The organism is Ottowia sp. SB7-C50, from assembly GCF_033110285.1.
Taxonomy (GTDB): domain Bacteria; phylum Pseudomonadota; class Gammaproteobacteria; order Burkholderiales; family Burkholderiaceae_C; genus Ottowia.
On the sequence record NZ_CP136995.1, the window covers coordinates 2232268 to 2254584 of the forward strand.

At 66.0% G+C, this 22317-nt stretch carries 23 protein-coding genes and 1 pseudogene; 11 read left to right on the forward strand and 13 right to left on the reverse strand.

The annotated features are described in order from the left end of the window. The first annotated feature begins 159 nt into the window (after positions 1 to 159). From R0D99_RS10565 to R0D99_RS10585, 5 genes are all read left to right on the forward strand, one after another. Positions 160 to 2016, forward strand: a complete 1857-nt coding sequence (locus tag R0D99_RS10565) for a glutamine--tRNA ligase/YqeY domain fusion protein (protein WP_317748211.1) — start codon at positions 160 to 162, stop codon at positions 2014 to 2016. Between the two features lie 50 nt (positions 2017 to 2066). Then, positions 2067 to 3137 (forward strand): DUF262 domain-containing protein, encoded by a 1071-nt coding sequence (locus R0D99_RS10570; protein WP_317748212.1) that lies wholly within the window; start codon positions 2067 to 2069, stop codon positions 3135 to 3137. Position 3138: 1 nt separating this feature from the next. Further along, a complete protein-coding gene (locus tag R0D99_RS10575) occupies positions 3139 to 3657 on the forward strand; it encodes a hypothetical protein (protein WP_317748213.1) in 519 nt (172 codons plus the stop codon). Between the two features lie 419 nt (positions 3658 to 4076). Then, entirely contained in the window at positions 4077 to 4667 is a 591-nt protein-coding gene (locus R0D99_RS10580; RefSeq protein ID WP_317748214.1) for a nucleotidyltransferase domain-containing protein, read from the forward strand. Then, complete coding sequence (locus tag R0D99_RS10585; RefSeq protein ID WP_317748215.1) at positions 4657 to 5079, forward strand: hypothetical protein; 423 nt, start codon at positions 4657 to 4659, stop codon at positions 5077 to 5079. The genes R0D99_RS10580 and R0D99_RS10585 overlap by 11 nt, the downstream gene beginning before the upstream one ends. Positions 5080 to 5156: 77 nt before the next feature. Here R0D99_RS10585 and R0D99_RS10590 read toward each other — a convergent pair whose 3' ends face one another. Next, the gene (locus R0D99_RS10590) at positions 5157 to 6305 is read right to left on the reverse strand and encodes a Fic family protein (protein WP_317748216.1); all 1149 of its coding nucleotides are present in this window, start codon (positions 6303 to 6305) and stop codon (positions 5157 to 5159) included. Positions 6306 to 6744: 439 nt separating this feature from the next. On the opposite strand from R0D99_RS10590, the gene R0D99_RS10595 reads away from it, so the two are divergent. The 4 genes from R0D99_RS10595 to R0D99_RS10610 all read left to right on the forward strand — a co-directional run bounded on the left by R0D99_RS10595 (position 6745) and on the right by R0D99_RS10610 (position 9203). Beyond that, entirely contained in the window at positions 6745 to 7023 is a 279-nt protein-coding gene (locus tag R0D99_RS10595; RefSeq protein ID WP_317748217.1) for a cupin domain-containing protein, read from the forward strand. A gap of 170 nt (positions 7024 to 7193) precedes the next feature. Next, positions 7194 to 7601: a phage holin family protein gene (locus tag R0D99_RS10600; protein WP_317748218.1), complete on the forward strand. Its 408-nt coding sequence runs from the start codon at positions 7194 to 7196 to the stop codon at positions 7599 to 7601. A 166-nt stretch (positions 7602 to 7767) separates the two neighbouring features. Further along, positions 7768 to 8070, forward strand: a complete 303-nt coding sequence (locus tag R0D99_RS10605) for a hypothetical protein (RefSeq protein ID WP_317751071.1) — start codon at positions 7768 to 7770, stop codon at positions 8068 to 8070. A gap of 152 nt (positions 8071 to 8222) precedes the next feature. Continuing rightward, a complete protein-coding gene (locus tag R0D99_RS10610; protein WP_317748219.1) occupies positions 8223 to 9203 on the forward strand; it encodes a tripartite tricarboxylate transporter substrate binding protein in 981 nt (326 codons plus the stop codon). Positions 9204 to 9284: 81 nt separating this feature from the next. Here R0D99_RS10610 and R0D99_RS10615 read toward each other — a convergent pair whose 3' ends face one another. Next, entirely contained in the window at positions 9285 to 10409 is a 1125-nt protein-coding gene (locus tag R0D99_RS10615; protein WP_317748220.1) for a MipA/OmpV family protein, read from the reverse strand. A 149-nt stretch (positions 10410 to 10558) separates the two neighbouring features. Further along, entirely contained in the window at positions 10559 to 11131 is a 573-nt protein-coding gene (locus R0D99_RS10620) for a hypothetical protein (protein ID WP_317748221.1), read from the reverse strand. A 223-nt stretch (positions 11132 to 11354) separates the two neighbouring features. Between R0D99_RS10620 and R0D99_RS10625 the strand changes: the two genes are divergently transcribed. After that, entirely contained in the window at positions 11355 to 12260 is a 906-nt protein-coding gene (locus R0D99_RS10625) for an EamA family transporter (protein ID WP_317751072.1), read from the forward strand. A gap of 15 nt (positions 12261 to 12275) precedes the next feature. Here R0D99_RS10625 and R0D99_RS10630 read toward each other — a convergent pair whose 3' ends face one another. The 3 genes from R0D99_RS10630 to dusA form a co-directional block, all read right to left on the reverse strand. After that, positions 12276 to 12752 (reverse strand): glycine zipper domain-containing protein, encoded by a 477-nt coding sequence (locus R0D99_RS10630; protein WP_317748222.1) that lies wholly within the window; start codon positions 12750 to 12752, stop codon positions 12276 to 12278. A gap of 58 nt (positions 12753 to 12810) precedes the next feature. Continuing rightward, the gene (locus tag R0D99_RS10635; RefSeq protein WP_317748223.1) at positions 12811 to 13251 is read right to left on the reverse strand and encodes a hypothetical protein; all 441 of its coding nucleotides are present in this window, start codon (positions 13249 to 13251) and stop codon (positions 12811 to 12813) included. 135 nt (positions 13252 to 13386) lie between these two features. After that, on the reverse strand, positions 13387 to 14367 hold the full coding sequence (gene dusA / locus R0D99_RS10640) for a tRNA dihydrouridine(20/20a) synthase DusA (RefSeq protein WP_317748224.1): 981 nt from the start codon (positions 14365 to 14367) through the stop codon (positions 13387 to 13389). Between the two features lie 254 nt (positions 14368 to 14621). Here dusA and cynS point away from each other — a divergent pair, with 254 nt between their 5' ends. After that, entirely contained in the window at positions 14622 to 15065 is a 444-nt protein-coding gene (gene cynS, locus R0D99_RS10645; protein WP_317748225.1) for a cyanase, read from the forward strand. A gap of 77 nt (positions 15066 to 15142) precedes the next feature. Here cynS and phbB read toward each other — a convergent pair whose 3' ends face one another. From phbB to R0D99_RS10680, 7 genes and pseudogenes are all read right to left on the reverse strand, one after another. Then, positions 15143 to 15880, reverse strand: coding sequence for an acetoacetyl-CoA reductase (phbB, locus tag R0D99_RS10650; RefSeq protein WP_317748226.1), 738 nt, complete (start codon positions 15878 to 15880; stop codon positions 15143 to 15145). Between the two features lie 150 nt (positions 15881 to 16030). Beyond that, a complete protein-coding gene (locus tag R0D99_RS10655) occupies positions 16031 to 17212 on the reverse strand; it encodes an acetyl-CoA C-acetyltransferase (RefSeq protein WP_317748227.1) in 1182 nt (393 codons plus the stop codon). A 177-nt stretch (positions 17213 to 17389) separates the two neighbouring features. After that, positions 17390 to 19082 (reverse strand): annotated as a pseudogene (locus R0D99_RS10660) (PHA/PHB synthase family protein). Between the two features lie 182 nt (positions 19083 to 19264). Beyond that, a complete protein-coding gene (gene pgeF, locus R0D99_RS10665) occupies positions 19265 to 20080 on the reverse strand; it encodes a peptidoglycan editing factor PgeF (RefSeq protein ID WP_317748228.1) in 816 nt (271 codons plus the stop codon). Further along, on the reverse strand, positions 20077 to 20712 hold the full coding sequence (gene maiA, locus R0D99_RS10670; protein ID WP_317748229.1) for a maleylacetoacetate isomerase: 636 nt from the start codon (positions 20710 to 20712) through the stop codon (positions 20077 to 20079). Before maiA ends, pgeF begins: the two co-directional genes overlap by 4 nt. Positions 20713 to 20875: 163 nt before the next feature. Then, positions 20876 to 21580, reverse strand: a complete 705-nt coding sequence (locus R0D99_RS10675) for an OmpA family protein (protein WP_317748230.1) — start codon at positions 21578 to 21580, stop codon at positions 20876 to 20878. Positions 21581 to 21716: 136 nt separating this feature from the next. Next, positions 21717 to 22217 (reverse strand): MarR family transcriptional regulator, encoded by a 501-nt coding sequence (locus tag R0D99_RS10680; protein ID WP_317748231.1) that lies wholly within the window; start codon positions 22215 to 22217, stop codon positions 21717 to 21719. Positions 22218 to 22317 lie beyond the last annotated feature (100 nt).

The window sequence follows — 22317 nt, forward strand, 5'->3', positions numbered from 1 at the left end:
GACTGGCAGGTGAAAGGCGTATCTGAACGTTACAGCAGGGCTTGCGCGCGGGCCGCTGCGACGCCCTTGTCCGCCCGCCTGCTAGAGGCCCGCCGCCTGGGAGTCTGCGCGGCAGAAGATGCGACGCCTTCTGCCGCGCAGACTCCTAGAATCAGCCTCATGTCCGCCCCCACCCACAAAACCCCTGCGCCCGACGCCGTCAAGCCCGGCAACTTCATCCGTTCGGTCATTGAAGAAGACCTGAGCCGAGGCACCTACGCCCAGCGCCGCTGGGGCGGCGAACCCGGCGACGGCCCGAGCCACGCCGCCGGCATGCCCGACCCGGCCAAGGTGCGCACGCGCTTCCCGCCCGAGCCCAACGGCTACCTGCACATCGGCCACGCCAAGAGCATCTGGCTGAACTTCAGCCTGGCCCAGGAATACGGCGGCGTGTGCCACCTGCGCTTTGACGACACCAACCCCGAGAAGGAAGAGCAGGAATACGTCGACAGCATCCGCGACACCGTGCGCTGGCTCGGCTGGGACCACCACTTTGCCGACGACCCCGCCCGCCCCGGCGTGAAGCAGCCGCACGAATACTTCGCCAGCGACTACTTCGACTTCATGTACCGCGCGGCCGAATACCTCATCGAAGCTGGCCACGCCTATGTCGACGAGCAGACCCCCGAGCAGATGCGCGCCAACCGCGGCGACTTTGGCACGCCCGGCGTCAACAGCCCCTTCCGCGTCCGCAGCCCGGCTGAAAACCTGGCACGTTTTCGCGAGATGGCGCAGGGCCAGCATGCCGATGGCGCTATGGTGTTGAGAGCAAAAATCGACATGGCCAGCCCCAACATCAACCTGCGCGACCCGGCCATCTACCGCATCCGCCACGCCACGCACCACAACACCGGCGACAATTGGTGCATCTACCCCATGTACACCTACGCGCACCCCATCGAGGACGCGCTGGAGCAGATCACCCACAGCATCTGCACGCTGGAATTTGAAGACCAGCGCCCGTTTTACGACTGGCTGCTGGAACGACTGGCCGAAGGCGGCCTGCTGACCGCCCCGCCCCCGCGCCAATACGAATTTGGCCGCCTGAACGTCGGCCACGTCATCACCAGCAAGCGCAAGCTGCGACAGTTGGTCGAAGAAGGCCATGTGTCGGGCTGGGACGACCCCCGCATGCCCACGCTGGCCGGCCTGCGCCGCCGCGGTTACACGCCCGAGGCGCTGCGCCTGTTTGCCGAAAGATCAGGTGTCACCAAGAACGGAGACGCCTGGACGGACTACGCCGCCCTGGACGCCGCCCTGCGCGACACGCTCGACCCGGTTGTGCCCCGCGCCATGGCCGTGCTGGAGCCGCTCAAGCTCGTCATCACCAACTGGGACGAAGCCTTCGGCCCCGGCCACCTGGAGCCCTGCACCGCCCCCGTGCACCCGCACCACCCCGACATGGGCCAGCGCCAGTTCAGCATGGGCAAAGAAGTGTGGATCGAGCGCACCGACTACGAAGAAACCCCGCCCAAGGGTTTCTTCCGCCTGTTCCCGCCGAGCGTTGACGCCAGCGGCAACGCGGTCCCCGGAAGCAAGGTGCGCCTGAAATACGGCTACGTCATCGAATGCACCGGCGCTATCAAAGACGCAGCAGGAAACATTGTCAGCGTCAGCGCCACCGTGCTCAAAGACACCAAATCCGGCACCCCCGGCGCCGACAGCGCCAAGGTCAAGGGCGTCATCACCTGGGTCGGCGCCGCCGACGGCCTGCCCGCCACCGTCAACCTGTACGACCGCCTGTTCACCGAAGAACAGCCCGACGCCGGCGGCCGCGACTTCCTCACCGTGCTCAACCCCAACAGCCTGAGCACTGCACAGGCCATCGTGGAGCCGTCGCTTGCCACCGCGCAGCCCGAGGATCGCTTTCAGTTTGAGCGGCACGGCTTCTTTGTGGCGGACCGGCGGGATCACCATGCGCGCGGCAAGCTGGTGTTCAACCGGATTGCGGGATTGAAGGACTCATGGGTGCGCTGAGCAGATAAAGGTTTACAGCGCGGTAACTTAGTGCACAACGGAGTATTTCTATGGAAGATAAGTCTAGACACAAAGATCCTGACGAGGAACTCGAAAATATCCAACCACCTAAGGATGTTGTCGCCTTTAATGAATTGCGGTCATGTGCCGACCTATTTCGAATGTACAAGGAAGGAATACTCGATATTCAACCAACATTCCAGAGAGATGTCGTCTGGTCGGGGCGAGAACAATCAATCTTCATAGACTCTTTGATGAAGCAATTGCCTATCCCCAGCATGTGCTTCAGCCTTGATTTTCAAACTCAAAAATGGACTGTTGTGGATGGATTACAACGCATGACGTCCATTATTAAATTTTTGGATACGACGAATGAATGGCGATTAACTCGAACGATTGAAATAAATCCGACAATATCCGGAAAAAGCAACATTCAAATCAAAGAAGGCGATGAAGACAATCAAATTCTTTTCAGAAAAATTGAAAACCTCACGCTTCCTATAACAGTAATCAGATGCGACCAGTCGTCTAAGGCCCACTCGGAATATCTATTCACCATATTCAAGAGACTAAATTCAGGCGGCTCAAAACTCAATCATCAAGAAATACGAAATTGCATCTATTCCGGCGCCTTAAATGACGCAATAAAAAAATTCGAAAAAGAAAATAAAGAATGGAAGTTTTTGAAGAACTTGCTTCCCGGGAAGGGCGCCCGATTTAAATCAATTGAGCTTATTGTTCGCTATTTAGCGCTGAATGCTCAAAGCGATTCATACTCAGGCAATATGCCAAGCTTTCTGAATGAATTTATGCGAATACACCGACAAGACCCACTAAAAACGGATCTTGACAAACTGGGCGAAGTTGCAAAAATTATTCGACGATGCATAGACGCCGCGAACATCCAAAAAGTGGGCTACACACTTGCAGAGTCAGCTCTAGTGGGAATCAGCAGAAATCTTGGCACCGCATCGGCAATGAATAATACCATGTTGGGACGCAAGATTAAAGACCTTAGTGATAGCTATGAAATAGCTGGAGCCTCGTCAAAAATAGACACAACGAGTGCGCGACAAGTGAAAGAAAGAATAGAGCGATCACAAAAGATATTTGCGAATTAACATGTTGTCGAAGTCTGAACTGGATACTACGCTCGACTACTACGAGCAAGTGTTTAGAAGCGCGAAAAACAACAAGGAGACGCTTCTCGCTTCCAAATGCAGTATTCTTGAAGTGTGCGGATGGACCGAAGAAGCCATGGACCATTTAGTTCGAGAATGCTCAGTTCGATGCGGGTTATCAGTCGCACGCAGCAGTTGGCTGGAATCAAAGTATATAAAAACAACCCATGGCTTCCATTATCAAACTCATTTTGAAAAATTGGTTGTCGCTGTAGTTGGATATCGAATTCTTGAAGCAGTAGAAACATCAATCGGAACGACATTTTCAAGCTTGACTTCGGCACTTAACGAGCTTAACCCTCTGCGAAATCACTATGCACACACGCATTTCAATTCAACATCTCCATATCCCAAGGCAGTGACGGCAATTCCATCGCCAAACAGACTAAAGTCTTTGTCGAACGATATCTTTAGTGGGTTGGAAGCTATAGAGGTAGCTTTGCAGAGTCACTCTTGCTGACCAAGACTGTATGGGACGCCGTAAGCCCAAAGAGGCACTGCTTGAACTAGGGGTAAATCGGGGTCAGGGTAACTCGGGGGGGAAATTAGGATCAGACCAAGGGAAATTGGGGTTAGCTCAAAATTAACTCCCAGGGCAGCGGCAAGCCCTTGAGAGATTGACGAGCCCCCGTGCTGCGCGACCACTCTGCCTATAGCGGCCTCCCCCAGCGCCGCATGACGCGCCGGTTAGTATCTTTTTTATAGCTACTCGCGCTTGTCCATCAAGCGCTGGAGCAGCTTTTAGCTCTGACTGCGAGGCAGCATCGGTGCTCAAACAGCAGGTCCTTTTTGAACCAGGCTCCCTCCGATCTACCGCACACCGAACCCCAACCCCAATTCGGGCTTCATCAAACCCATTTTGGGTATAAACTGAGTTCCATGACCTCCGCCTTGGACGCCCTCTTCCCCGCCGTGCGCCAGCGCGTACTGGCGGTGCTGTTTGGGGCGCCGGATCGCAGCTTTTACGCCAACGAGCTGATCGCGCTGGCGCGCTCGGGCACGGGGGCGGTGCAGCGCGAGTTGGCCAGTCTGCTGGCGGCGGGGCTGGTCACGGTGCGCGATCAGGGCAATCAGAAGCACTATCAGGCCAATGCGGCGTCGCCGGTGTTTGCCGAACTGCGCGGGCTGGTGCTGAAGACGGTGGGCCTGGCGGATGTGCTGCGGGCGGCGTTTGCGCCGCTGGCGGATCAGGTGGCGGCGGCGTTTGTTTACGGCTCGGTCGCGAGGCAGCAGGACACGGCTGCCAGCGATGTGGACGTGCTGATCGTCAGCGATGCGCTGGGCTATGCCGAGGTGTTCAGCGCGCTGGAGGGCGCGGCGCAGACGCTGGGCCGCACCATCAACCCCACGCTGTACACCCGTGCCGAACTGGCGCGGCGGCGCGCGCAGGACAACGCCTTTGTCACCCGCGTGCTGGATCAGCCGCGCATCTGGCTGATGGGCGATGAGGAAGCACTTCGTGGCGATTGACCCACTGCTCAACCTGAGCGGGCCGGCCAAGCCGCTGAAAGCCGAGCCGCCCGACTCGGCCGAATCCGCCGGCCTGCTGCGCACGGGCCGCGCGCGCCTGCACGACGCGGCCAACCCGGCGCTGTCATTGGAGAGCCGCTTCGACCTGGCTTACAACGCCGCGCACGCGCTGTGCCTGGCGGCCTTGCGGCGCAATGGCTATCGGCCCAGCCAGCGCTACATCGTCTTTCAGGTGCTGCCGCACACGCTGGGCCTGGGGCCAGAAGTGTGGCGCGTGCTGGACAAGTGCCACAACACGCGCAACTTGGGCGAGTACGAGGGTCTGTTGGACATCGACGAAAGGCTGGTGGCCAGCCTGATCGAGGCGACGCAACAGGTTGACGATGCGTTGCGGCGGCACGGAGCTGATTGACAGTGCTGGCAGCGCTTTGCCGACGCTACGCTATCGATAGCTGCTCGCGCTTACCAGAAAAGCGTTACAGCCTGTTTTTAGCGCCACCGCTGGTCAACCAGCCGATACCGCGTTCCCCTGCCCTGCCCCGTGCGCTCCAGCAGGCCGCGCTCGGTCAGGTCGGTCAATTCACGGTACGCCGTGGCGCGCGATACGCCGGTCAGGTTGACGTATTTCTCGGTGCTCATGCCGCCGGCAAATCCATCGGGGCCGGCGTCGAACAGCTTGCCCAGCGTCTTGCGCTGCGCGGCGCTCAAGTCGGGGTGCGCGGCGGTCAGGCGTGACCAGAAGGCTGTTTTGTCCATCGCGCTTTGCACGTGCGCGGCAGCGGCCTCGCCCGCGCGCTGCACGCGGGTGGCAAACCAGCTGACCCAGCGCGTCACGTCCAGTTCGGGCTGGCCGGTGGCGGCTTGCAGGTGCGCGTAGTAGTCGGCGCGGGCCGCCATCATTTGGGCCGATACGCTCATCAAGCGCTGCGGGCTTTGCAGGTCTTGCGCCAGCGCCAGTTCGACCACGGCGCGGCCGATGCGGCCGTTGCCGTCTTCAAACGGGTGAATGGCCTCAAACCACAGATGCGCCAGCGCGGCGCGGGCCACGCCGTCGAGGGTTCCCAAGCTGGCGTTGAACCATTGCAGCCACGCGGCCATGTGTGCGGGCACGTCGGCGGATGCGGGTGCCTGGTAGTGCAGCACGTCGGGCTTGCCCAAGCGCGGCGTGACGATTTGCATGGGCTCGGCGTGCGTGCGCCAGCCGCCGGTGACGATGCGGCTCAGGCCGCTGCGCCCGGTGGGGAAGAGCGCGGCGTGCCAGGCGAACAGGTCCTCTTGCGACAGTGGACGCTGCCACTGGCTGACGGCGGCTTGCAGCACGTCGAGCGTAGCCTCGGTGCGGGCGTCGCGCGGCGCAGCGCCCGCGCCGGGCAAGCCCAGGCGCCGCGCAGCCGAGGCGCGCACGGAGTTGACTTGCAGCACCTCGCCCTCTATCTGCGCGGTGGCGACGGCTTCTTGCGTCCACTCGGTCAACTGCAGTTCGGCAAGGTCAACCAGCTGCAGGCTGGCGGCGATGCCCAGCAACCGTCCTTGCGCCAGGCGCGCCGCGGCCAGCTGTGGTTGCACGGTCTGCGCGTCAAAATGCAGCCGAGGCCACGCGTCGGCTTGCCAGATCCAGCGGGGCTTGGTGAGTGCCATGAAGCGTATTTTGGCGTATTACGCTTCTTTTTTGAAGCGATTAGCGCGATTTTGCGCTTCATGCACATGGGCGATCGCGAGGCCAACAAAGGCGATTCGCACAAGGGATACACCCACTGCGCCTGCCGTCCTACACCCCGGCGCCTGGGCGCGTCGCACCATGGGGCAATCACCCCGCAGCCCGAACATGCCCCTCCACATCACCGCGCCCCCGCCTGCCCAATCGCCCGTGCAGCCTGACACGCCGCACCCCGCTCAACCAACGTCGCCAGACGACAGCCCGGCGCAACCGTTGCCCGCGCATCCGGCTGACGAGCGCAATCCCAACGAGCAGCCGGACCCAAGCACCTGATTGCGGCGGCCGGCTGCATCGGCTTGGACTGCCGGCGACGGTCGGTATCGCGGGTAGCCCAGCGCGTTGGGTCACAAAATCGGCGCCATGACATTGCCCACCTTCGCTGAATTCGCCGCCGAGGCCCGCACGCACGGTTTTGACGAAGTGCTGGAACGATCTTGGGCGCCGGACACGGAGCTGGCCACGCACAGCCACCCATTTGACGCCCGTGCGCTGGTGGTGCAGGGCCGAATGTGGCTGACCGAGGGCGGGCAGACGCGCCAGCTGGGGCCGGGCGACCGGTTCGAGATCGCACGCGACGTGCCGCACGACGAGCGCTATGGGCCCGAGGGCGCAACCTATTGGGTGGCGCGGCGCAATTGACGGCGGCGCTGGCATGGCACGCGGCGGCTGCTTCTTTTTTGATAGCTTCCGGCGCTGGATGGGCAAGCGCCAGCACCTGATTCGCTTGATCGTCAAATGACTGCAGCGGCCGGGCGCGCGAAAGCGCTGGCGCCGGTTACGATCACCTCCCTACTCCTTGGGCCGCCGCCATGTTCGCCAACCTCACCCCCTTTCTGATGCACTGGGCCATCACCGCACTGGGCCTGTGGGTGGCCAGCCATGTGTTCAAGGGCATGCGCTTTGACGGCACGGGGGCGCTGGCGATTTCGGCGCTGCTGCTGGGGCTGGCCAATGCAGTGGTGCGGCCGCTGCTGGTGTTTCTGACGCTGCCGCTGACACTGATCACCTTCGGGCTCTTCCTGCTGGTGATCAACGCGCTGGTGCTGATGCTGGTGGCCAGGCTGGTGCGCGGGTTTCATCTAAACGGCTTCTGGACGGCGTTCTGGGCCAGCCTGTTCATGTCGCTGCTGAGCCTGGTGCTGGGCGCGTTCATCCTGGGCGGCACGCCGGACTTCACCATCGAGACCAGCCCGGCGCCGGGGCAGACCTGGCTGTGACCATGCGGCACGAACAGGCTGCTAGCTATTGTTTGCATAGCTGCTTACGCTGATTCAGCAAGCGCTGCAGCCGGTTTTGACCAAAAAATCCGCATCCCCGTCCAGCGCCGACGCCAAACCGCCGGCCAAGCGGGCGCGGGCGCGGGCGCGGCGGCCGCGTTATCACGTGTATGTGGTCGAGCTGTCGCGCGACGTGCTGCAGGACGCGAAGTTCAGAAAGTGCAACCCCGGCTACGTCGACGGCAAGCCGTGCGTGTACGTCGGCATGACGGGGCTGGACCCGGACGTGCGCTTTGACAAGCACATGGCGGGCATCCAGTCCAACCGCTACGTGCGGCGCTACGGGCTGCGCCTGCTGCCCGACCTGTACGAAGGCTTCAACCCCATGAGCTACGACGACGCGGTGGCGCGCGAGGTGGAAGTCGGCATCGACCTGCGCTCGGCCGGCATGGGCGTGTGGCAGGCGTGACGGCCGCGCGCTGAAGCGGCCAACCGCACCACGGCACCGGCCACGCGCGCCAAAGTCCCTGCGGGCCAAAGACCGGCGCAGGCCGACTACGATGCCACGATAGCCCCGCGCCACGCTGGCGCGGCGATGTACTAGTTTTTCAGGAGTTGACCATGCGTCGTTTCACCCACCTTGTCCGCCCGCTGGCCATCGCCGCCGCCAGCGCTTTTGTCGCCGTCGGAGCGCAGGCACAGGAGGCCTGGCCATCGAAGCCGATCCGCTTCGTCGTGCCCTACCTGGCCGGCGGCACCACTGACCTGGTGGCGCGCACCACGGGCGACTACGTCAGCAAGAAGCTGGGCCAGCCCGTGGTGGTCGAAAACCGCCCCGGCGCGGGCGGCAACATCGGCATGGAGGCGGTGGCCAAGGCCGCGCCGGACGGCTACACCATTGGCTTTGGCGCCATTTCGACCAACGCGCTCAACCCGCACATCTACAAGAAGATGGCGTTCGACCCGCGCAAGGATTTCACCGGCGTCAGCCTGCTCGGCTATTCCACCATCGTGCTGGAAGTGGCGCCCAGCGTGCCGGCGCGCAACGTGGCCGAGTTCATCGCCTATGCCAAGACCAAGCCCGGCCTGACCTACGGCACGGCGGGCGCTGGCACGTCAATGCACCTAGCGGGCGCCATGTTCGGGCAGATGACCGGCACCGAGCTGACCCACGTGCCCTACAAGGGCAGCGCGCCAGGCATCAACGACCTGCTGGGCGGCCACCTGCCGGTGATGTTCGACAACCTGCCGGCCAGCCTGCCGCACATCCAGGCGGGCAAGCTGCGCGCGCTGGCGGTGGCGGGCAAGGCGCGCTCGCCCTCGCTGCCCGACGTGCCCACGCTGGCCGAGGCGGGTCTGAAAGGCTATGGCGTCGACCCGTGGTTCGGCGTGTTCGGCCCGGCGGGCATGAACCCGAAAGTGACCGAGCGCCTGTCCGAAGCCTTCCGCGAAGCGCTGGCCGACCCGGCTGTCAAGGACAAGCTGGTGAAGTCTGGCTTCACGCCCGAAGGATCGACCGGCGCCGCGCTGGACCAGCTGGCGCACAGCGAATACGAGCGGCTGGGCAAGGTCGCGCGCGCAGCGGCGATGGCGGTGGATTGACGGGCCGCGCTGGCCGGTCGCTTTTAATTCGATAGCACGCCGCCGCGCCAATACAGCGCAGGCGGCCTATTTCGCCGCGCGTCAGTTGCGCCAGGCGATGCCAATGGTGGCCGACACGCCGTTGGCGCGCAGCGTCAGCGGGCTGCGCCGCGCGTCGCCATGCAGCTGCGAATAGTGCAGGCCGCCAAACAGCACCCATGAACGCGACAGCGCGTGCGCCACGTCAACGCCGATGTCGGTCTGGTACAGGCCCGCGCCCGGCCGGAAGGCCGGGTAGCCCGAGGCCACGGTGGCCGATACCGGCACGCCGTACTGGCTGCGCATGAACTGGCTGTTGCCCCAGGACGCGCCCATGCCGAAGTCCACGCGCGTGGCGTCGCTGACCGGCCAGCGGTAGCCCAGCCAGGCGTCCACTTCCATGCCGCGGCCCTTGCCCAGAATGTCTTGCGAGGCGGCCAGCACGGCCGTCCAGCGGTCGCTGACGTAGTAGCGCGCGCGCACGCGGGCGCGCAGGGTGGCGGGCACGTCGGGCACACCGCGCAGGCGGTCCGTCTCAGCCACGTCGCGGCCGCGGTCGATATTGAGCGACAGGCTCAGGTTGAAGCGGTCGGTTTCCTGCAGCACGGCCTGCGCGCCGCTGCCGCGGTCGCGCCGGCCCTGCCCCATCAGCCCATAACCGCCGCCCACGCTGAAGCGCCAGCGGCCCCACTGCAGGGCCGCCACGGGCTTGAGCGCGAAGTGGTACTGCGCGCCGCCAAAAAAATCCGGACTGGTGTTGGCCGCGACGCCGATCAGCCATTGCACGCGGTCGTCACGCTCGCCCTCGCGCGGATACGGTTGCGGCAGGGTTTCGTAAGCCCAAGGCAGCGGTCGCCGCCGCTCGCCGGGGGCAATCTCGCCAGCGGCGGGTTGGGGGCCGGCGGGTTCGGCTTCTGTGGCAGCGTCGGGTGCCCGCGCCGCATCGCTGGCCGGCTGGGCCTGGGCCAGCAGATAGGGCGCATCAGCGCCGGCGGACCCGTCAACGACGCGGTCGTCGGACTGCGCGGAAGGCGCCTGGATGGCAGACGACGCCACCGCCCAATGGTCCTCCACGCGGCCTTGCCCTGTTGGGGTGCTGGTCGCGAACGCTGCCGATGCCCCTCCCAAGCCAATGACCACCACGGAGAGCGACCGCATGCGGCGGGACGACAGGCACAGCAGCGACATGATCAGAATGGTTTTTATAAAGCACAAATGGGTGGTCTGGTCGCCACCACGGGGCCAGACACGCTGCCCAGTATCCTCCAGTTGCGCTGCGCCCTGCGCGCGGTCGGCTGGGGCCGGCCGCTGGCGCACGACGCATGCGCTGGCGCGCGTCAGCGGCCGTCGCCGTCGGCGTCGCCCGGCAGCGCTTCTTCCACGCGGTGCCACGCGGCGCGGGTGGCTTCGCGGGCCTGGTCCCAGGTCAGGCGCGACTTGCCCTTCAGCTTGTCCCAGTCGGTGCGCAGTTCGGCCTCGGCACGGTCCCAAGCGCGGTCGGCGTAGCGCTGGCGGCCCTGGTAGCCCAGTTGATAGGCCGGGGCGTAGTCGTCGTCGTAGGTGTAGCCTTCGACGTAGCCGGGCTGGCCCACGTAGTTGGTGCGCCAGTAGTCGTAGTTGGGGTCACCCGCGCTGACGGCCGCATAGCCGCCCAGCGCGCCGGCAATGGCGCCGGCGGTGCCGCCCACCAGCACGCCCACCGGGCCGCCAATGGCCGCGCCCAGGGCCGCGCCGGCTGCGGCACCCGCCATCATGCCGCCGCCCATGGCGACGGAGTTGGCTTCGGTCGCGCGCTCTTCGGGCGTCAACGGCTCCTGCGCCTTCAGGCGTGGGTCTTGCGACGGGACGCCGGCGGGCGCGGCGGTGATGGGCTCCTCAGGCGGTTGGGTGTGCTTGTCGGTGGTGTTCATGTGTTGGCTCCTTGAAGGTCTTGCCCGGAATCGGGTGCGTGCCTTGACTGTGCCGCTGACGCGCGGCGGCGGCTGTCGCCGAAAACCGGCACGTCGTGTCGGCCAGTCTCGACAGCCGTGAAGGACAAAACCCGGCCGGTGGCGGGAATGTCCGATGCGCTTCGTGGCCCACAATGCAGCCTGCCCGCCTCAACCCATGACCACGTCGTCCCCTGCCCCCGCCCTGCCGCTGCGCCACCTGCTGCTGGGACTGGCCGTGGTGGCGGTGTGGGGCACCAACTTTCCCATCATCAAGATCGCGCTGGCCGATTTGCCGCCGCTGGCGCTGGCCACGCTGCGCTTTGCGCTGGCGGCGTTTCCGGCGCTGCTGTTCATCCGCCGGCCGGCCACGGGCTGGCGCAACCTGGCCGCCTACGGGCTGCTGATCGGCCTGGCGCAGTTCGGGCTGCTGTTCATCGCCATGACGCGCTTCATCTCGCCCGGGCTGGCCTCGCTGGTGGTGCAGGTGCAGGTGTTCTTCACCATTGGCCTGGCCATGCTGCTGGCCGGCGAACGGGTACGGCCATTTCAGGTGCTGGCCATGCTGCTGTCGTTGACCGGCATCGTGCTGATCGGCTGGCATGCGGTGACCGAAGGCGCGGCCGTCACGCCGCTGGGCCTGGCGCTGATACTGCTGGCGGCGCTGGCCTGGGCGTGCGGCAACATCGTCAGCCGCGCCGCTGGTCGTGTGGATGCGCTGGGCTACATGGTGTGGAGCAGCGTGTTCGCCGTGCCGCCGCTGGTGGCGCTGTCATGGGCCATCGAAGGCTGGCCGGCCATCCGCGCGGGGCTGGCGGCTGCGGGCTGGGGCACGTGGGCCGCGGTGCTGTGGCAGTCGGTCGGCAACACGCTGTTTGGCTACGGCGCGTGGGCATGGCTGCTGGCGCGGCACCCGGCCGCCAGCGTCACACCGCTGGCGCTGCTGGTGCCGGTGTTCGGCATGGGCGCGTCGGCGCTGTGGCTGCGCGAGCCATTGCCGGGCTGGAAGGTGGGCGCCGCGCTGCTGGTGCTGGGCGGCCTGGCGCTCAACCTGCTGTGGCCACGCATGCGCGGCGCGCTTGCTCGCAGAAGCCGGTCAACGCCGGCGTGACGGCGCAAGGGGCCGTCAGACCGCACCCACGTCGCGCCGGGCACGTTGCCACGCGGCACGCGCGGCGGGGCTGGCTTCGGGCCAGTTCAGGCGCGATTCACCGCGGTAGATTTCCCAGTCGCGGGCCAGTTCGGGCTCGATCTCGTCGTAGTCGCGCTCGCGGTATTTATCGGCCACCAGGCTGCCGATGCCCAGCCCGTAGGCGGGCGCGTAATCGTCGTAGGTGTGGCCGGCACGGTAGTACGGCTCGCGCTCGTAGTGGGAGCGCCAGTGGTCGTCGTGGACGGTGGTGTCCACGGCGCCGCCCACTTCCTTGCCCGTGAAGCCGCCGACGATGGCACCCACCACGGCGCCCAGGCCCGTGCCCAAGGGGCCGGCGACGGACCCAATGGCCGCACCGGCGGCCGCACCTGCCACCGCGCCCACGCCCGTGCCCACTGCCGGGGTGTCGGGCGCGGCCACGTCATCGGGGTGTCGAGGGGTATCGGTCATGACATGCTCCTGAAAGTCGGTGAGGGAAATGCGCTGGCGCCATTCACGCCCGGCGCGCTTACAGCCTGCCCGCCGCAGCGGCTTCGGCGCCGATTGTGGGTGTCACCAGCTCGTCGATGACCAGTTGCCGGTAGTGATAGGCCAGCACCGCACCGCCTTCCTGCAGCACGGCGGTGACGGCGTCGGCATCGGCGCCACCCAGGTCGACCAGCAGGCCGCTGCGCCCTTTGCGCGCCAGCTCGACAAAGCGCAGCATGAACTGGTCTTCGCGCCCGACCGAGGGCATGGCGCCCACGTCGGCGGCGCGCTTGGCAAAAGCGGCTTCAATGGCCGGCGCCGCTGCCAGCTGCACGCCGCCGACGTCGGGCACCGCCTGCATGCGGCTGGCCGCGGCACGCGCGGCGGCCTCGTCGGCAAACATGGCGAAGACGTGGCCCGTGGGGTAATAGGCGCCGGTCAGGGTGGTGAAGTGGCCGGGCTCGGGGGTAAAGAGGTTCATGTGCGTCATTCCTTCCAGTGCGTGCGCTGCAACAGCGCTGTGCTGCCCATTGTTCGGGCCAGGCGCACCCACGCCTGTAGGAAAGCAACGCGCATCGCCCGGGGACGAAGGCGCAGGCGACTCGCGGAGAGCCGCTCAGGCTGGCAGCACTTCGGTCGACGCCTCGCGCGCGCGGCGCGCCACATCGGCGGCAGGCAGCACCTTCAGCTTGTGGTCGCTCCACACCTGACGCCACAGGCGTGCGCCCCGCAGGGTATGGCGCAGGCCCAGCATGTGCCGCGCGATGGCCGACCAGGGCGTGCCGTCTTCGACCGCCTCGCGCTGCATGTAGCGCACCATCTCGTCTTCGACCGCTTCGCGCGTGATGGGGTTGGGCGCGCCGCCCAGAAAGCGCGCGTCCCACTGGGTCATCATCCACGGGTGGTGGTAGGCCTCGCGGCCCAGCATCACGCCGTCGACATGCTGCAGGTGCGTGGCGATCTGCTCGTCGGTGGTGACGCCGCCGTTGAGCACGATGGTCAGGTGCGGAAAGTCGCGCTTGAGCTGGTACACCAGTTCATAGCGCAGCGGCGGGATCTCGCGGTTTTCCTTCGGGCTCAGTCCCTGCAGCCAGGCGTTGCGCGCGTGCACGATGAACACGCCGCAACCGGCCTCGGCCACCGTACCGACGAAGTCGCGCACGAAGTCATAGCTTTCTTCGCGGTCGATGCCGATGCGGTGTTTCACGGTGACGGGCACATCGACCGCGTCGACCATGGCTTTCACGCCGTCGGCCACCAGGCGCGGCTCGGCCATCAGGCAGGCGCCGAACGCGCCGCGCTGCACGCGCTCGCTGGGGCAGCCGCAGTTGAGGTTGATCTCGTCGTAGCCCCAGCGCACGCCGATGCGCGCGCTCTGCGCCAGGTCGGCCGGGTCGCTGCCGCCCAGTTGCAGTGCCACGGGGTGCTCGACCGCGTCAAAGCGCAGGTGCCGCCGCTCGGCGCCGTGCAGCAGCGCACCGGTGTTGACCATTTCGGTGTACAGGCGCGTGTGCTTCGTCAGCAGGCGATGGAAAAAACGGCAGTGCTTGTCGGACCAGTCCAACATGGGCGCCACGGACAGGCGCCAGGGGCTCATGGGTGGAGGGGTCATCGGCTTATCGGTCATCACGCAAGAAGGCAACGCAGCGGCAGACGGAATCGCGCCGCCGTGCAGGGCTGAATTGTCTCCGGTATGGCGCGCGCCCCGCAGGCCATGACCTTGGCCACCCAGGGGCACCGCCGCATCGGCGCGCAAAAGGGCTATGGTCCAAGGGTCGGCCATGCGAGCCGAAAGCGCCAGCCGCGCCCTGCGCGCGGCATCCATCCACCCATGATTGCAAGGAGGGCTGCATGAACCGCCACAGCGTGACCGAAAAAATCATCACCGCCAAGGTGGCCCAGGGCATCCTGTGGGCCGATGTGGCCAGAAAGGTCGGCCGCTCGAAGGAATGGACGACCGCCGCGTGCCTGGGCCAGATGACGTGCGATGCCCAGCAGGCCGAGGTGATCGGCGAGCTGTTCGGCCTGACCGCCGAGGAACAGAAGTGGCTGCAGGTGGTGCCGTACAAGGGATCGCTGCCCACCGCGGTGCCGACCGATCCGCTGATCTACCGCTGGTACGAAATCGTCAGCGTGTACGGCAGCACCATCAAGGAGCTGATCCACGAGGAGTTTGGCGACGGCATCATGAGCGCCATCGATTTCAGCATGGACATCCAGCGCCAGCCCGATCCGCAGGGCGACCGCGTGAACGTGGTGCTGTCGGGCAAGTTCCTGCCCTACAAGTCGTACTGACGCGGCCTCTGCCGGTGCCACGCGCGCACAAAAAAACCCCGCCGAAGCGGGGTTTGGGGGTCAGCGCAAGGCGCCGATCAGCCCATGTGCAGGCCGCCGTTGCAGGAGAAGTCGGCACCGGTGGTGAAGCCGGAATCGTCGCCCGCCAGCCAGGCGACGATGGAGCCGATTTCGGCCGGCGTGCCCAGGCGCTTGACCGGAATGGTGGCGACGATCTTTTCCAGCACGTCGGGACGGATGGCGTTGACCATGTCGGTGCCGATGTAGCCGGGGCTGACGGTGTTGACCGTGACGCCCTTGCCTGCCAATTCTTGCGCCAGGGCCATGGTGAAGCCGTGCATGCCGGCCTTGGCGGCGGAATAGTTGGTCTGGCCGGCCTGGCCTTTTTCACCGTTGACCGAGCTGATCTGGATGATGCGGCCAAAGCCACGCTCCACCATGTCGGGCACGACCTGCTTGGTCACGTTGAACATGCTGGTCAGGTTGGTGTTGATGACGGCGTCCCAGTCTTCGCGAGACATCTTCAGGAACATGCGGTCGCGCGTGATGCCGGCGTTGTTCACCAGCACGTCGATCGGGCCGTGGTCGGCCTTGGCCTTGGTGAAGGCGTCCACGGTGGACTGCCAGTCGCCCACGTTGCCCACGCTGGCGTAGAACGTGTAGCCAAGCGCCTTCTGCTCGCCCAGCCACTTTTCGGTGTCGCGCGTGGGGCCGGCGCCGGCGATGACCTTGAAGCCTTCCTTGTGCAGGCGCTGGCAGATGGCGGTACCGATGCCACCCATGCCGCCGGTGACGTATGCAACTTTCTGACTCATATCACTATCTCCTCTCGTTCACTATGAAATGAATAGCTATCAACGCCTGTTCAACAGCGCCAGTCAGCTAATCTACTTGAAAATCCGGGGTTTCTGGGGCGCCGTGGGGCAAGGGTTTGTGCGAATGCCGGGGCGCCGCCAGGGCAGGCGTCAGGCGCGCTCGACGGCCAGCGCCACCCCCATTCCGCCGCCGATGCACAGGCCCGCCAGGCCTTTTTTGGCGCCGCTGCGCTGCATTTCGTGCAGCAGCGTCACCAGGATGCGGCAGCCGCTGGCCCCGATGGGGTGGCCGATGGCAATCGCCCCGCCATTGACGTTGACCTTGGCCGGGTCGGCCCCCAGCAGCTTGTTGACGGCGCAGGCCTGCGCGGCAAAGGCTTCGTTCAGCTCGAACAGGTCGACGTCGCCCACGCCCCAGCCGGCGCGCTTGAGCGCCTTCTGCGACGCCGACACCGGGCCCAGGCCCATGGTGGCGGGGTCGAGGCCGGTGGTGGCGTAACTGGCAATGCGTGCCAGCGGCGTCAGGCCCAGCGCGGCGGCTTTTTTGGCCGTCATCACCACCACGGCGGCGGCGCCGTCGTTGATGCCGCTGGCGTTGCCGGCGGTGACGCTGCCCGCCTTGTCGAAGGCGGGCTTGAGGCCGGCCAGCGCGTCGGCGTTGGTCTTCTTGTTGATGAATTCGTCGGTGTCGAACACCACCGGATCGCCCTTGCGCTGCGGGATGCTGACGGGGACGATCTCGTCCTTGAACTTGCCGGCGTCTTGCGCCGCGGCGGCCTTCTTCTGGCTGTTCAACGCCAGTTCGTCCTGCTGCTCGCGCGTGATGCCTTCCTGCTTGGCCACGTTCTCGGCCGTGATGCCCATGTGGTACTTGTTGTACACGTCCCAGAGGCCGTCGACGATCATGGTGTCGATCATCTTCCAGTCGCCCATGCGCTGGCCGTCGCGGCTGCCGGGCAACGCGTGCAGGCTGGCGCTCATGTTTTCCTGGCCGCCGGCTACCACGATCTCGCTGTCGCCGGTCAGCACCGCCTGATGGGCCAGCATGACGGCCTTCAGGCCCGAGCCGCACACGGCGTTGATGGTGAGCGCCGGCGTTTCCTTGGCGATGCCGGCCTTGATCAGCGCCTGGCGCGCCGGGTTCTGGCCGCTGCCGGCACACAGCACCTGGCCCATGATAACCTCGCCCACCTGGTCGAGGCCCACCCTGGCGCGCTGCAGCGCCGCCTGGATGGCGATGCTGCCCAGCTCGGTCGCCGGCACCTTGGCCAGCGAGCCACCGAACTTGCCCACGGCGGTGCGGGCGGCTGAAACGATGACGATGTCTTCCATGGAAACTGCTCTCCTTAATCGATCACGGCTGGCGTGTTGATCATCAAAACAATAGCTGGTGGCGCTTTCCAGCAAACGATTTCAGGCGATTTGGTCGTGAAACCATTGCAGAAAAAGCGCGATCCGCTATTCATTTAATAGCATCAGGCGGTCACACCCAACGCCCAGCCCAGAAAATCAGGCCTTGGCCTTGACGTAGCGCCCCGGCGCCGGTTCGGTCGGCTGGTAGTCGGGCGCGCGGCCATAGGCCTTGGGCGCGGCGACCTGCTTGCCGGCGTGGCTTTTGAGCCAGTCGGCCCAGTCCTGCCACCACGAGCCGGGGGTTTCCTTGGCGCCGGCGATCCAGTCGTTGACGTCTTCGGGGAACTTGCCGTCGTTGCGCACCCAGTGGCTGCGCTTGCCGGCAGCCGGGGGGGTTGATGACGCCGGCGATGTGGCCGGACGCGCCCATCATGAAGCGCTTCTTGCCCGGCAGCACCTGCGTGGTGGCGTAGGCGCCGCCAATCGGCACGATGTGGTCTTCGCGCGAGCCGTAGATGTAGAACGGCATGTCGAGCTTGCGCAGGTCGATCTTCTCGCCGCAGACGGTGGCGGTGCCGGGCTTGATCAGGTTGTTTTCGAGGTACGTGTTGCGCAGGTACCAGGCGTAGAACGGCCCCGGCAGGTTGGTGGAGTCGCTGTTCCAGTACAGCAGGTCGAAAGGCGGCGGCGTTTCGCCCTTGAGGTAGTTGCCGACGACGTAGTTCCACACCAGGTCGTTGGGGCGCAGGAAGCTGAAGGTGCTGGCCAGGTCCTGGCCTTTCAGCATGCCGCCCGATCCCATCTGCATCTCGCGGAACTTGACCATGCCCTCGTCGATGAAGACGTCGAGGATGCCGGTGTCGGTGAAGTCGATCAACGTGGTCAGCAGCGTGACGGACGACACCGGCTTCTTGCCGCGCGCGGCCAGCACGGCCAGCGCGGTGGTGAGGATGGTGCCGCCGACGCAGAAGCCCAGCGCGTTGATCTGCTTGGCGCCGGTGACGTCCTGCACGCGGCGGATGGCCTCGATGGCGGCGTGCTCGATGTAGTCGTCCCAGGTCTTTTTCTCCATCGACGCATCGGGGTTGCGCCAGCTGACGACGAAGGTGCGGTGGCCCTGGCTGGTGGCGTAGCGGATGAAGGAGTTGTCCGGCTGCAGGTCGAGGATGTAGAACTTGTTGATGCACGGCGGCACCAGCAGGAAGGGCTTTTCGTGCACCTTGGCGGTGAGCGGCTTGTATTCGATGAGCTGGAAAAACTCGTTTTCGAACACCACCGCGCCTTCGGTCGTGGCGACGTTCTTGCCGACTTCGAACAGGCTTTCGTCGGTCATCGACATGTGGCCCTGCTTCATGTCCTGCAGCATGTTGGCCAGGCCCTTGGCCAGGCTGGCGCCGTGCGTGTCAATGGCTTTCTGCTGCGCTTCGGCGTTGAAGGCCAGGAAGTTGCTGGGCGCGGCCGCGGCCATCCACTGCTCGACGGCGAAGCGCACGCGGTTCTTGGTCTTGGCGTCGCCTTCGACGGCCTCGGCCATGGCCATCAGCGTGCGGGCGTTCAGCAGGTAGACGGCGGCCGAGAACGACGCCAGCGGGTTATGCGCCCAGGCTTCGTTCTTGAAGCGGCGGTCTTTCAGCTGGGGGTTGGCCTGAAGGCTCTGGTTCCACAGCTCGGTGGCTTCCTTGATGTAGTCCTGCTGCAGCTGCACCAGCTTGTCGGGTGCGAAGGAAATGCGCGGTATTTCCAGCGCCGGAAGGCCCTGCGCGCCGGCGCCCAGGTCCATGTTCTGGAACTGCTGGAACGCCTTCATCCAGGTGTCCGCAAAGCCCTGTCCGAGGGGGTTGCCGGTCATTGACTGGGGGAAGCTGCTGGCCATTTCCTGCCACAGCGTGCTTGCCTGCTTCATGCTGTCTCCTTGATTTGTCTTGCCCGCGGCCAGAGCTGGCGGGTGCCCGCCCACAGTATGGCGCAGGCGAGTGACGCCGGTCTGACACGCCGCCAATATACGCTGACTTGGCGGCCCGGCGGTGCCCTTCAGGCCAGCCAGATGCACGCGGCCATGCGGCCGGTGCCCCCGTGCGCGACCTGGTCGCGGCGGTACGAGAAGTAGCGCGCCGGCTGGCGCACGGTGCACCAGTCGTCGCTGCCGTCGTTGCCGAACACGCGCGTCACGCCCCCGGCCGCCAGCCGTCGCCGCGCCAGTGCGGGCAGGTCGGCCAGGTACTTGCCGCCCGGCTGCGGGGCGAAGCAGCCCGCCGCACCGCCGTCGGCGTCGACAAAGGCGGCCCGCACCTCCGGCCCGACCTCGAACGCCCGCGGGCCGATGCACGGGCCGAGCCAGGCGATCAGCTCGTTTGCTTCTGTTTTGATAGCTAACTGCGCCCTGCCAGCCTGCGCACAGGCCTCAAACGATGCCAAAGCCTGCTCCAGCACGCCGCCCGCCAGTCCACGCCAGCCGGCGTGCGCCGCGGCCACGGCGCGGCCGGCGGTGTCGGTGATCAGCACCGGCAGGCAGTCGGCCACCATCACGGTGCAGGCCAGCCCCGGCGCGGTGCTGACGGCGGCGTCGGCGGTGGCGCCGTCGGGCACGCCGGGTGCCAGCACCAGCACGTCATGCCCGTGCACCTGGCTCATGAAGACCGGGCGCGCGCCCAGGGCCGCCGCCAGCCGCGCGCGGTTGGCGGCCACCGCGGCGGGGGCGTCGCCTACGTGATCGCCCAGGTTGAACCAGTCGCGCGGCGGCGCCGAAGCGCCGTCGTCCGCGCTGGCGCCGCGGGTGGTGAACAGCGCCCGCACCCGCGGTGGCGCGGGCCAGTCGGGTTGCAGCCAGCCAGACGCGGCGGTGTTCACTCGGCGTCCGGGCACGCGGCGGGCGCGGCTTTCTGAAACGCGTCGAGCTTCATGCACGCGTCGAACGCCGCCATGGTGCGCGGCAGGCCGCTCAGGTCGCAGTCGAAGCGCTGGGCGTTGAAGATCTGCGGCACCAGGCAGCAGTCGGCCAGCGTGGGCGTGTCGCCATGGCTGTAGGTGCCGAGCTGCTCGGCCAGGCGCGCCTCGTACGACAGCAGGCCCAGGCGCACCCAATGCTTGTACCAGGTGTTCTTGGCGTCGTCGCTGGCCTTCAGGTCGTGCACCAGGTACTTCAGCACGCGCAGGTTGTTCAGCGGGTGGATTTCGCACGCCACGATCTGGGCCAGCGCGCGCACGCGCGCACGGCCGACGGCGTCGCCCGGCACCAGCGCGGGCTGGGGGTGCGTTTCGTCCAGGTATTCGATGATCGCCATCGACTGCGTGAGGCGGCGGCCGTCGTCCAGCTCCAGCACCGGTACCAGGCCTTCGGCGGTGACGGCGGCGAAGTCGGGCTGCTTTTGCTCGCCCTTGGCGAGGTGGACCGGCACGTAGTCATAGGCCAGCCCTTTCAGTTGCAGGGCGATGCGGACCCGAAAGGACGCTGAGGAGCGGAAATAGTTGTAGAGCTTCATGCAACAACTATAGCCCGGCCTCACGCGGGCGAGGTCCGCCCGCGGTGGCCCGGCTGGCCACTGGCGGTGTCACGGCGGGCGATCTGCCATCGCACAAAAAAAGCGCGCGGCGGTCGGAACCGCCGCGCGCCTGCTGTCAGCGCATGCTGTGGTGGGCTGGCGCTTAGCGCGCGGGGGCGCGCACCGGCGTGCCGTACGGCGCGGGCGCCGCAGCCACCTGCGCGCGCTCGGACAGGAAGATCTCCACACGGCGGTTCTGCGCGCGGCCGGCATCGGTCGCGTTGCTGGCCACCGGCTCGCGCGAGCCGCGGCCTTCGGTGCGGATGATGCGCGAATCGGCGCCGCGCGACACCAGGTAGTCGCGCACGCTGTTGGCGCGCTGCTGCGACAGCGGGTTGTTGATGGCGTCGGTGCCGGTCGAATCGGCGTGGCCGACCACCAGCACTTCAGTGCCCGGCTGCTGGCCCAGGCCCTGGGCGAACTGGTCCAGGATCGGGCGCAGGCGCGGCTGCAGGTCGGCGCGGCCGGTTTCGAAGGAAATGTCGTTGGGGATGTGCAGCTTCAGCTGGTTGTCCGGCGTCTGCGTGACCTGCACGCCGGTGCCGGCGGTGGCGGTCTGCATCTGCTGGCGCTTGTTTTCCATGTACTTCGACCAGGCGTAGCCGCCGGCCGCGCCCGCTGCGGCGCCAATGGCGGCGCCCTTGCCGTCGCCGATCAGCCCGCCAGCAACGGCACCGATGCCAGCGCCGATGCCCGTGTTGCGCTGGGTTTCGGTCATGTTGGCGCAACCGGCCAGCATGATGGCGGCCGAAGTGGCGGCCAGCACCAGGCCGCGGCCGGTCGACGTGATCTTGTTCGTTGAAGTCATGGCAAATCCTTTCATTCGTTCTGTGGGTTCGGCCGCATGGGGCCACCAAGGCAGCGGCGGACTATTCCACACGTCGCGCCATGGATTTAACGAGTGAGCCCCCTGCCCCGCTGTAGGACAGGGCCGCATGCACCGGTCAGGTGGCCGACGAACGCGGGTGATTCGTGATCAATTTATCAAGCAGCGCCGTCAGCTGTTGCTGTTCGGCGTCGGTCAGCGGCTCCAGGATGCGCTGCTGCGCCAGCGCGACCACCGGCCCCATGGCGGCGGCAGCACGCTCGCCTTCCTCCGTCAACCAGAGCAGCTTGCGCCGGCGGTCGGCCTCGGCCGGGCGACGGTGCACCCAGCCCTTGCGCTCCAGCCGGCCAATGACCGAACCGATCGTCGCGGCGTCGAAGGCCACGCGCTGCGCCAGCGTGATCTGGTCGATGGCGGGCTGGTCAAGCAAGGCGTTGAGGATGGCAAACTGCACCGGCGTCACCGCGTGCGCGCCCGCCACGTCGGAAAACACGGCCACCGCGATCTGGTGCGCGCGCCGGATCAGGTGCCCCGGCGCCTGCTGGAAATGGAACGCGTCCGGCTGCGGGCCGGCGGCAGCGGGCGCCGGGTCGCAGGTGGGCGGCAGTTCGTCAGGCATGGCGGCGAGTGTAGTGGCCGCGCCTGCCACCAAGGCGACGCTGAATGAGTCGCCGCGGAGGCTGACGCTGTGGTTTGGGACAGGCTGCCAGACGCAAACC

Bases quoted from the DNA above. Each gene is read 5' to 3' on its own strand.
- R0D99_RS10635 (WP_317748223.1), bottom strand. From the start codon at position 13,251: ATGAACCTCTTTACCCCCGAGCCCGGCCACTTCACCACCCTGACCGGC.
- R0D99_RS10600 (WP_317748218.1), top strand. From the start codon at position 7,194: ATGTTCGCCAACCTCACCCCCTTTCTGATGCACTGGGCCATCACCGCA.
- dusA (WP_317748224.1), bottom strand. From the start codon at position 14,367: ATGAGCCCCTGGCGCCTGTCCGTGGCGCCCATGTTGGACTGGTCCGAC.
- R0D99_RS10580 (WP_317748214.1), top strand. From the start codon at position 4,077: ATGACCTCCGCCTTGGACGCCCTCTTCCCCGCCGTGCGCCAGCGCGTA.
- R0D99_RS10655 (WP_317748227.1), bottom strand. From the start codon at position 17,212: ATGGAAGACATCGTCATCGTTTCAGCCGCCCGCACCGCCGTGGGCAAG.
- R0D99_RS10610 (WP_317748219.1), top strand. From the start codon at position 8,223: ATGCGTCGTTTCACCCACCTTGTCCGCCCGCTGGCCATCGCCGCCGCC.
- cynS (WP_317748225.1), top strand. From the start codon at position 14,622: ATGAACCGCCACAGCGTGACCGAAAAAATCATCACCGCCAAGGTGGCC.
- R0D99_RS10615 (WP_317748220.1), bottom strand. From the start codon at position 10,409: ATGTCGCTGCTGTGCCTGTCGTCCCGCCGCATGCGGTCGCTCTCCGTG.
- phbB (WP_317748226.1), bottom strand. From the start codon at position 15,880: ATGAGTCAGAAAGTTGCATACGTCACCGGCGGCATGGGTGGCATCGGT.
- R0D99_RS10680 (WP_317748231.1), bottom strand. From the start codon at position 22,217: ATGCCTGACGAACTGCCGCCCACCTGCGACCCGGCGCCCGCTGCCGCC.
- R0D99_RS10620 (WP_317748221.1), bottom strand. From the start codon at position 11,131: ATGAACACCACCGACAAGCACACCCAACCGCCTGAGGAGCCCATCACC.
- R0D99_RS10570 (WP_317748212.1), top strand. From the start codon at position 2,067: ATGGAAGATAAGTCTAGACACAAAGATCCTGACGAGGAACTCGAAAAT.
- R0D99_RS10675 (WP_317748230.1), bottom strand. From the start codon at position 21,580: ATGACTTCAACGAACAAGATCACGTCGACCGGCCGCGGCCTGGTGCTG.
- maiA (WP_317748229.1), bottom strand. From the start codon at position 20,712: ATGAAGCTCTACAACTATTTCCGCTCCTCAGCGTCCTTTCGGGTCCGC.
- R0D99_RS10590 (WP_317748216.1), bottom strand. From the start codon at position 6,305: ATGGCACTCACCAAGCCCCGCTGGATCTGGCAAGCCGACGCGTGGCCT.
- R0D99_RS10575 (WP_317748213.1), top strand. From the start codon at position 3,139: ATGTTGTCGAAGTCTGAACTGGATACTACGCTCGACTACTACGAGCAA.
- R0D99_RS10630 (WP_317748222.1), bottom strand. From the start codon at position 12,752: ATGACCGATACCCCTCGACACCCCGATGACGTGGCCGCGCCCGACACC.
- R0D99_RS10595 (WP_317748217.1), top strand. From the start codon at position 6,745: ATGACATTGCCCACCTTCGCTGAATTCGCCGCCGAGGCCCGCACGCAC.
- R0D99_RS10565 (WP_317748211.1), top strand. From the start codon at position 160: ATGTCCGCCCCCACCCACAAAACCCCTGCGCCCGACGCCGTCAAGCCC.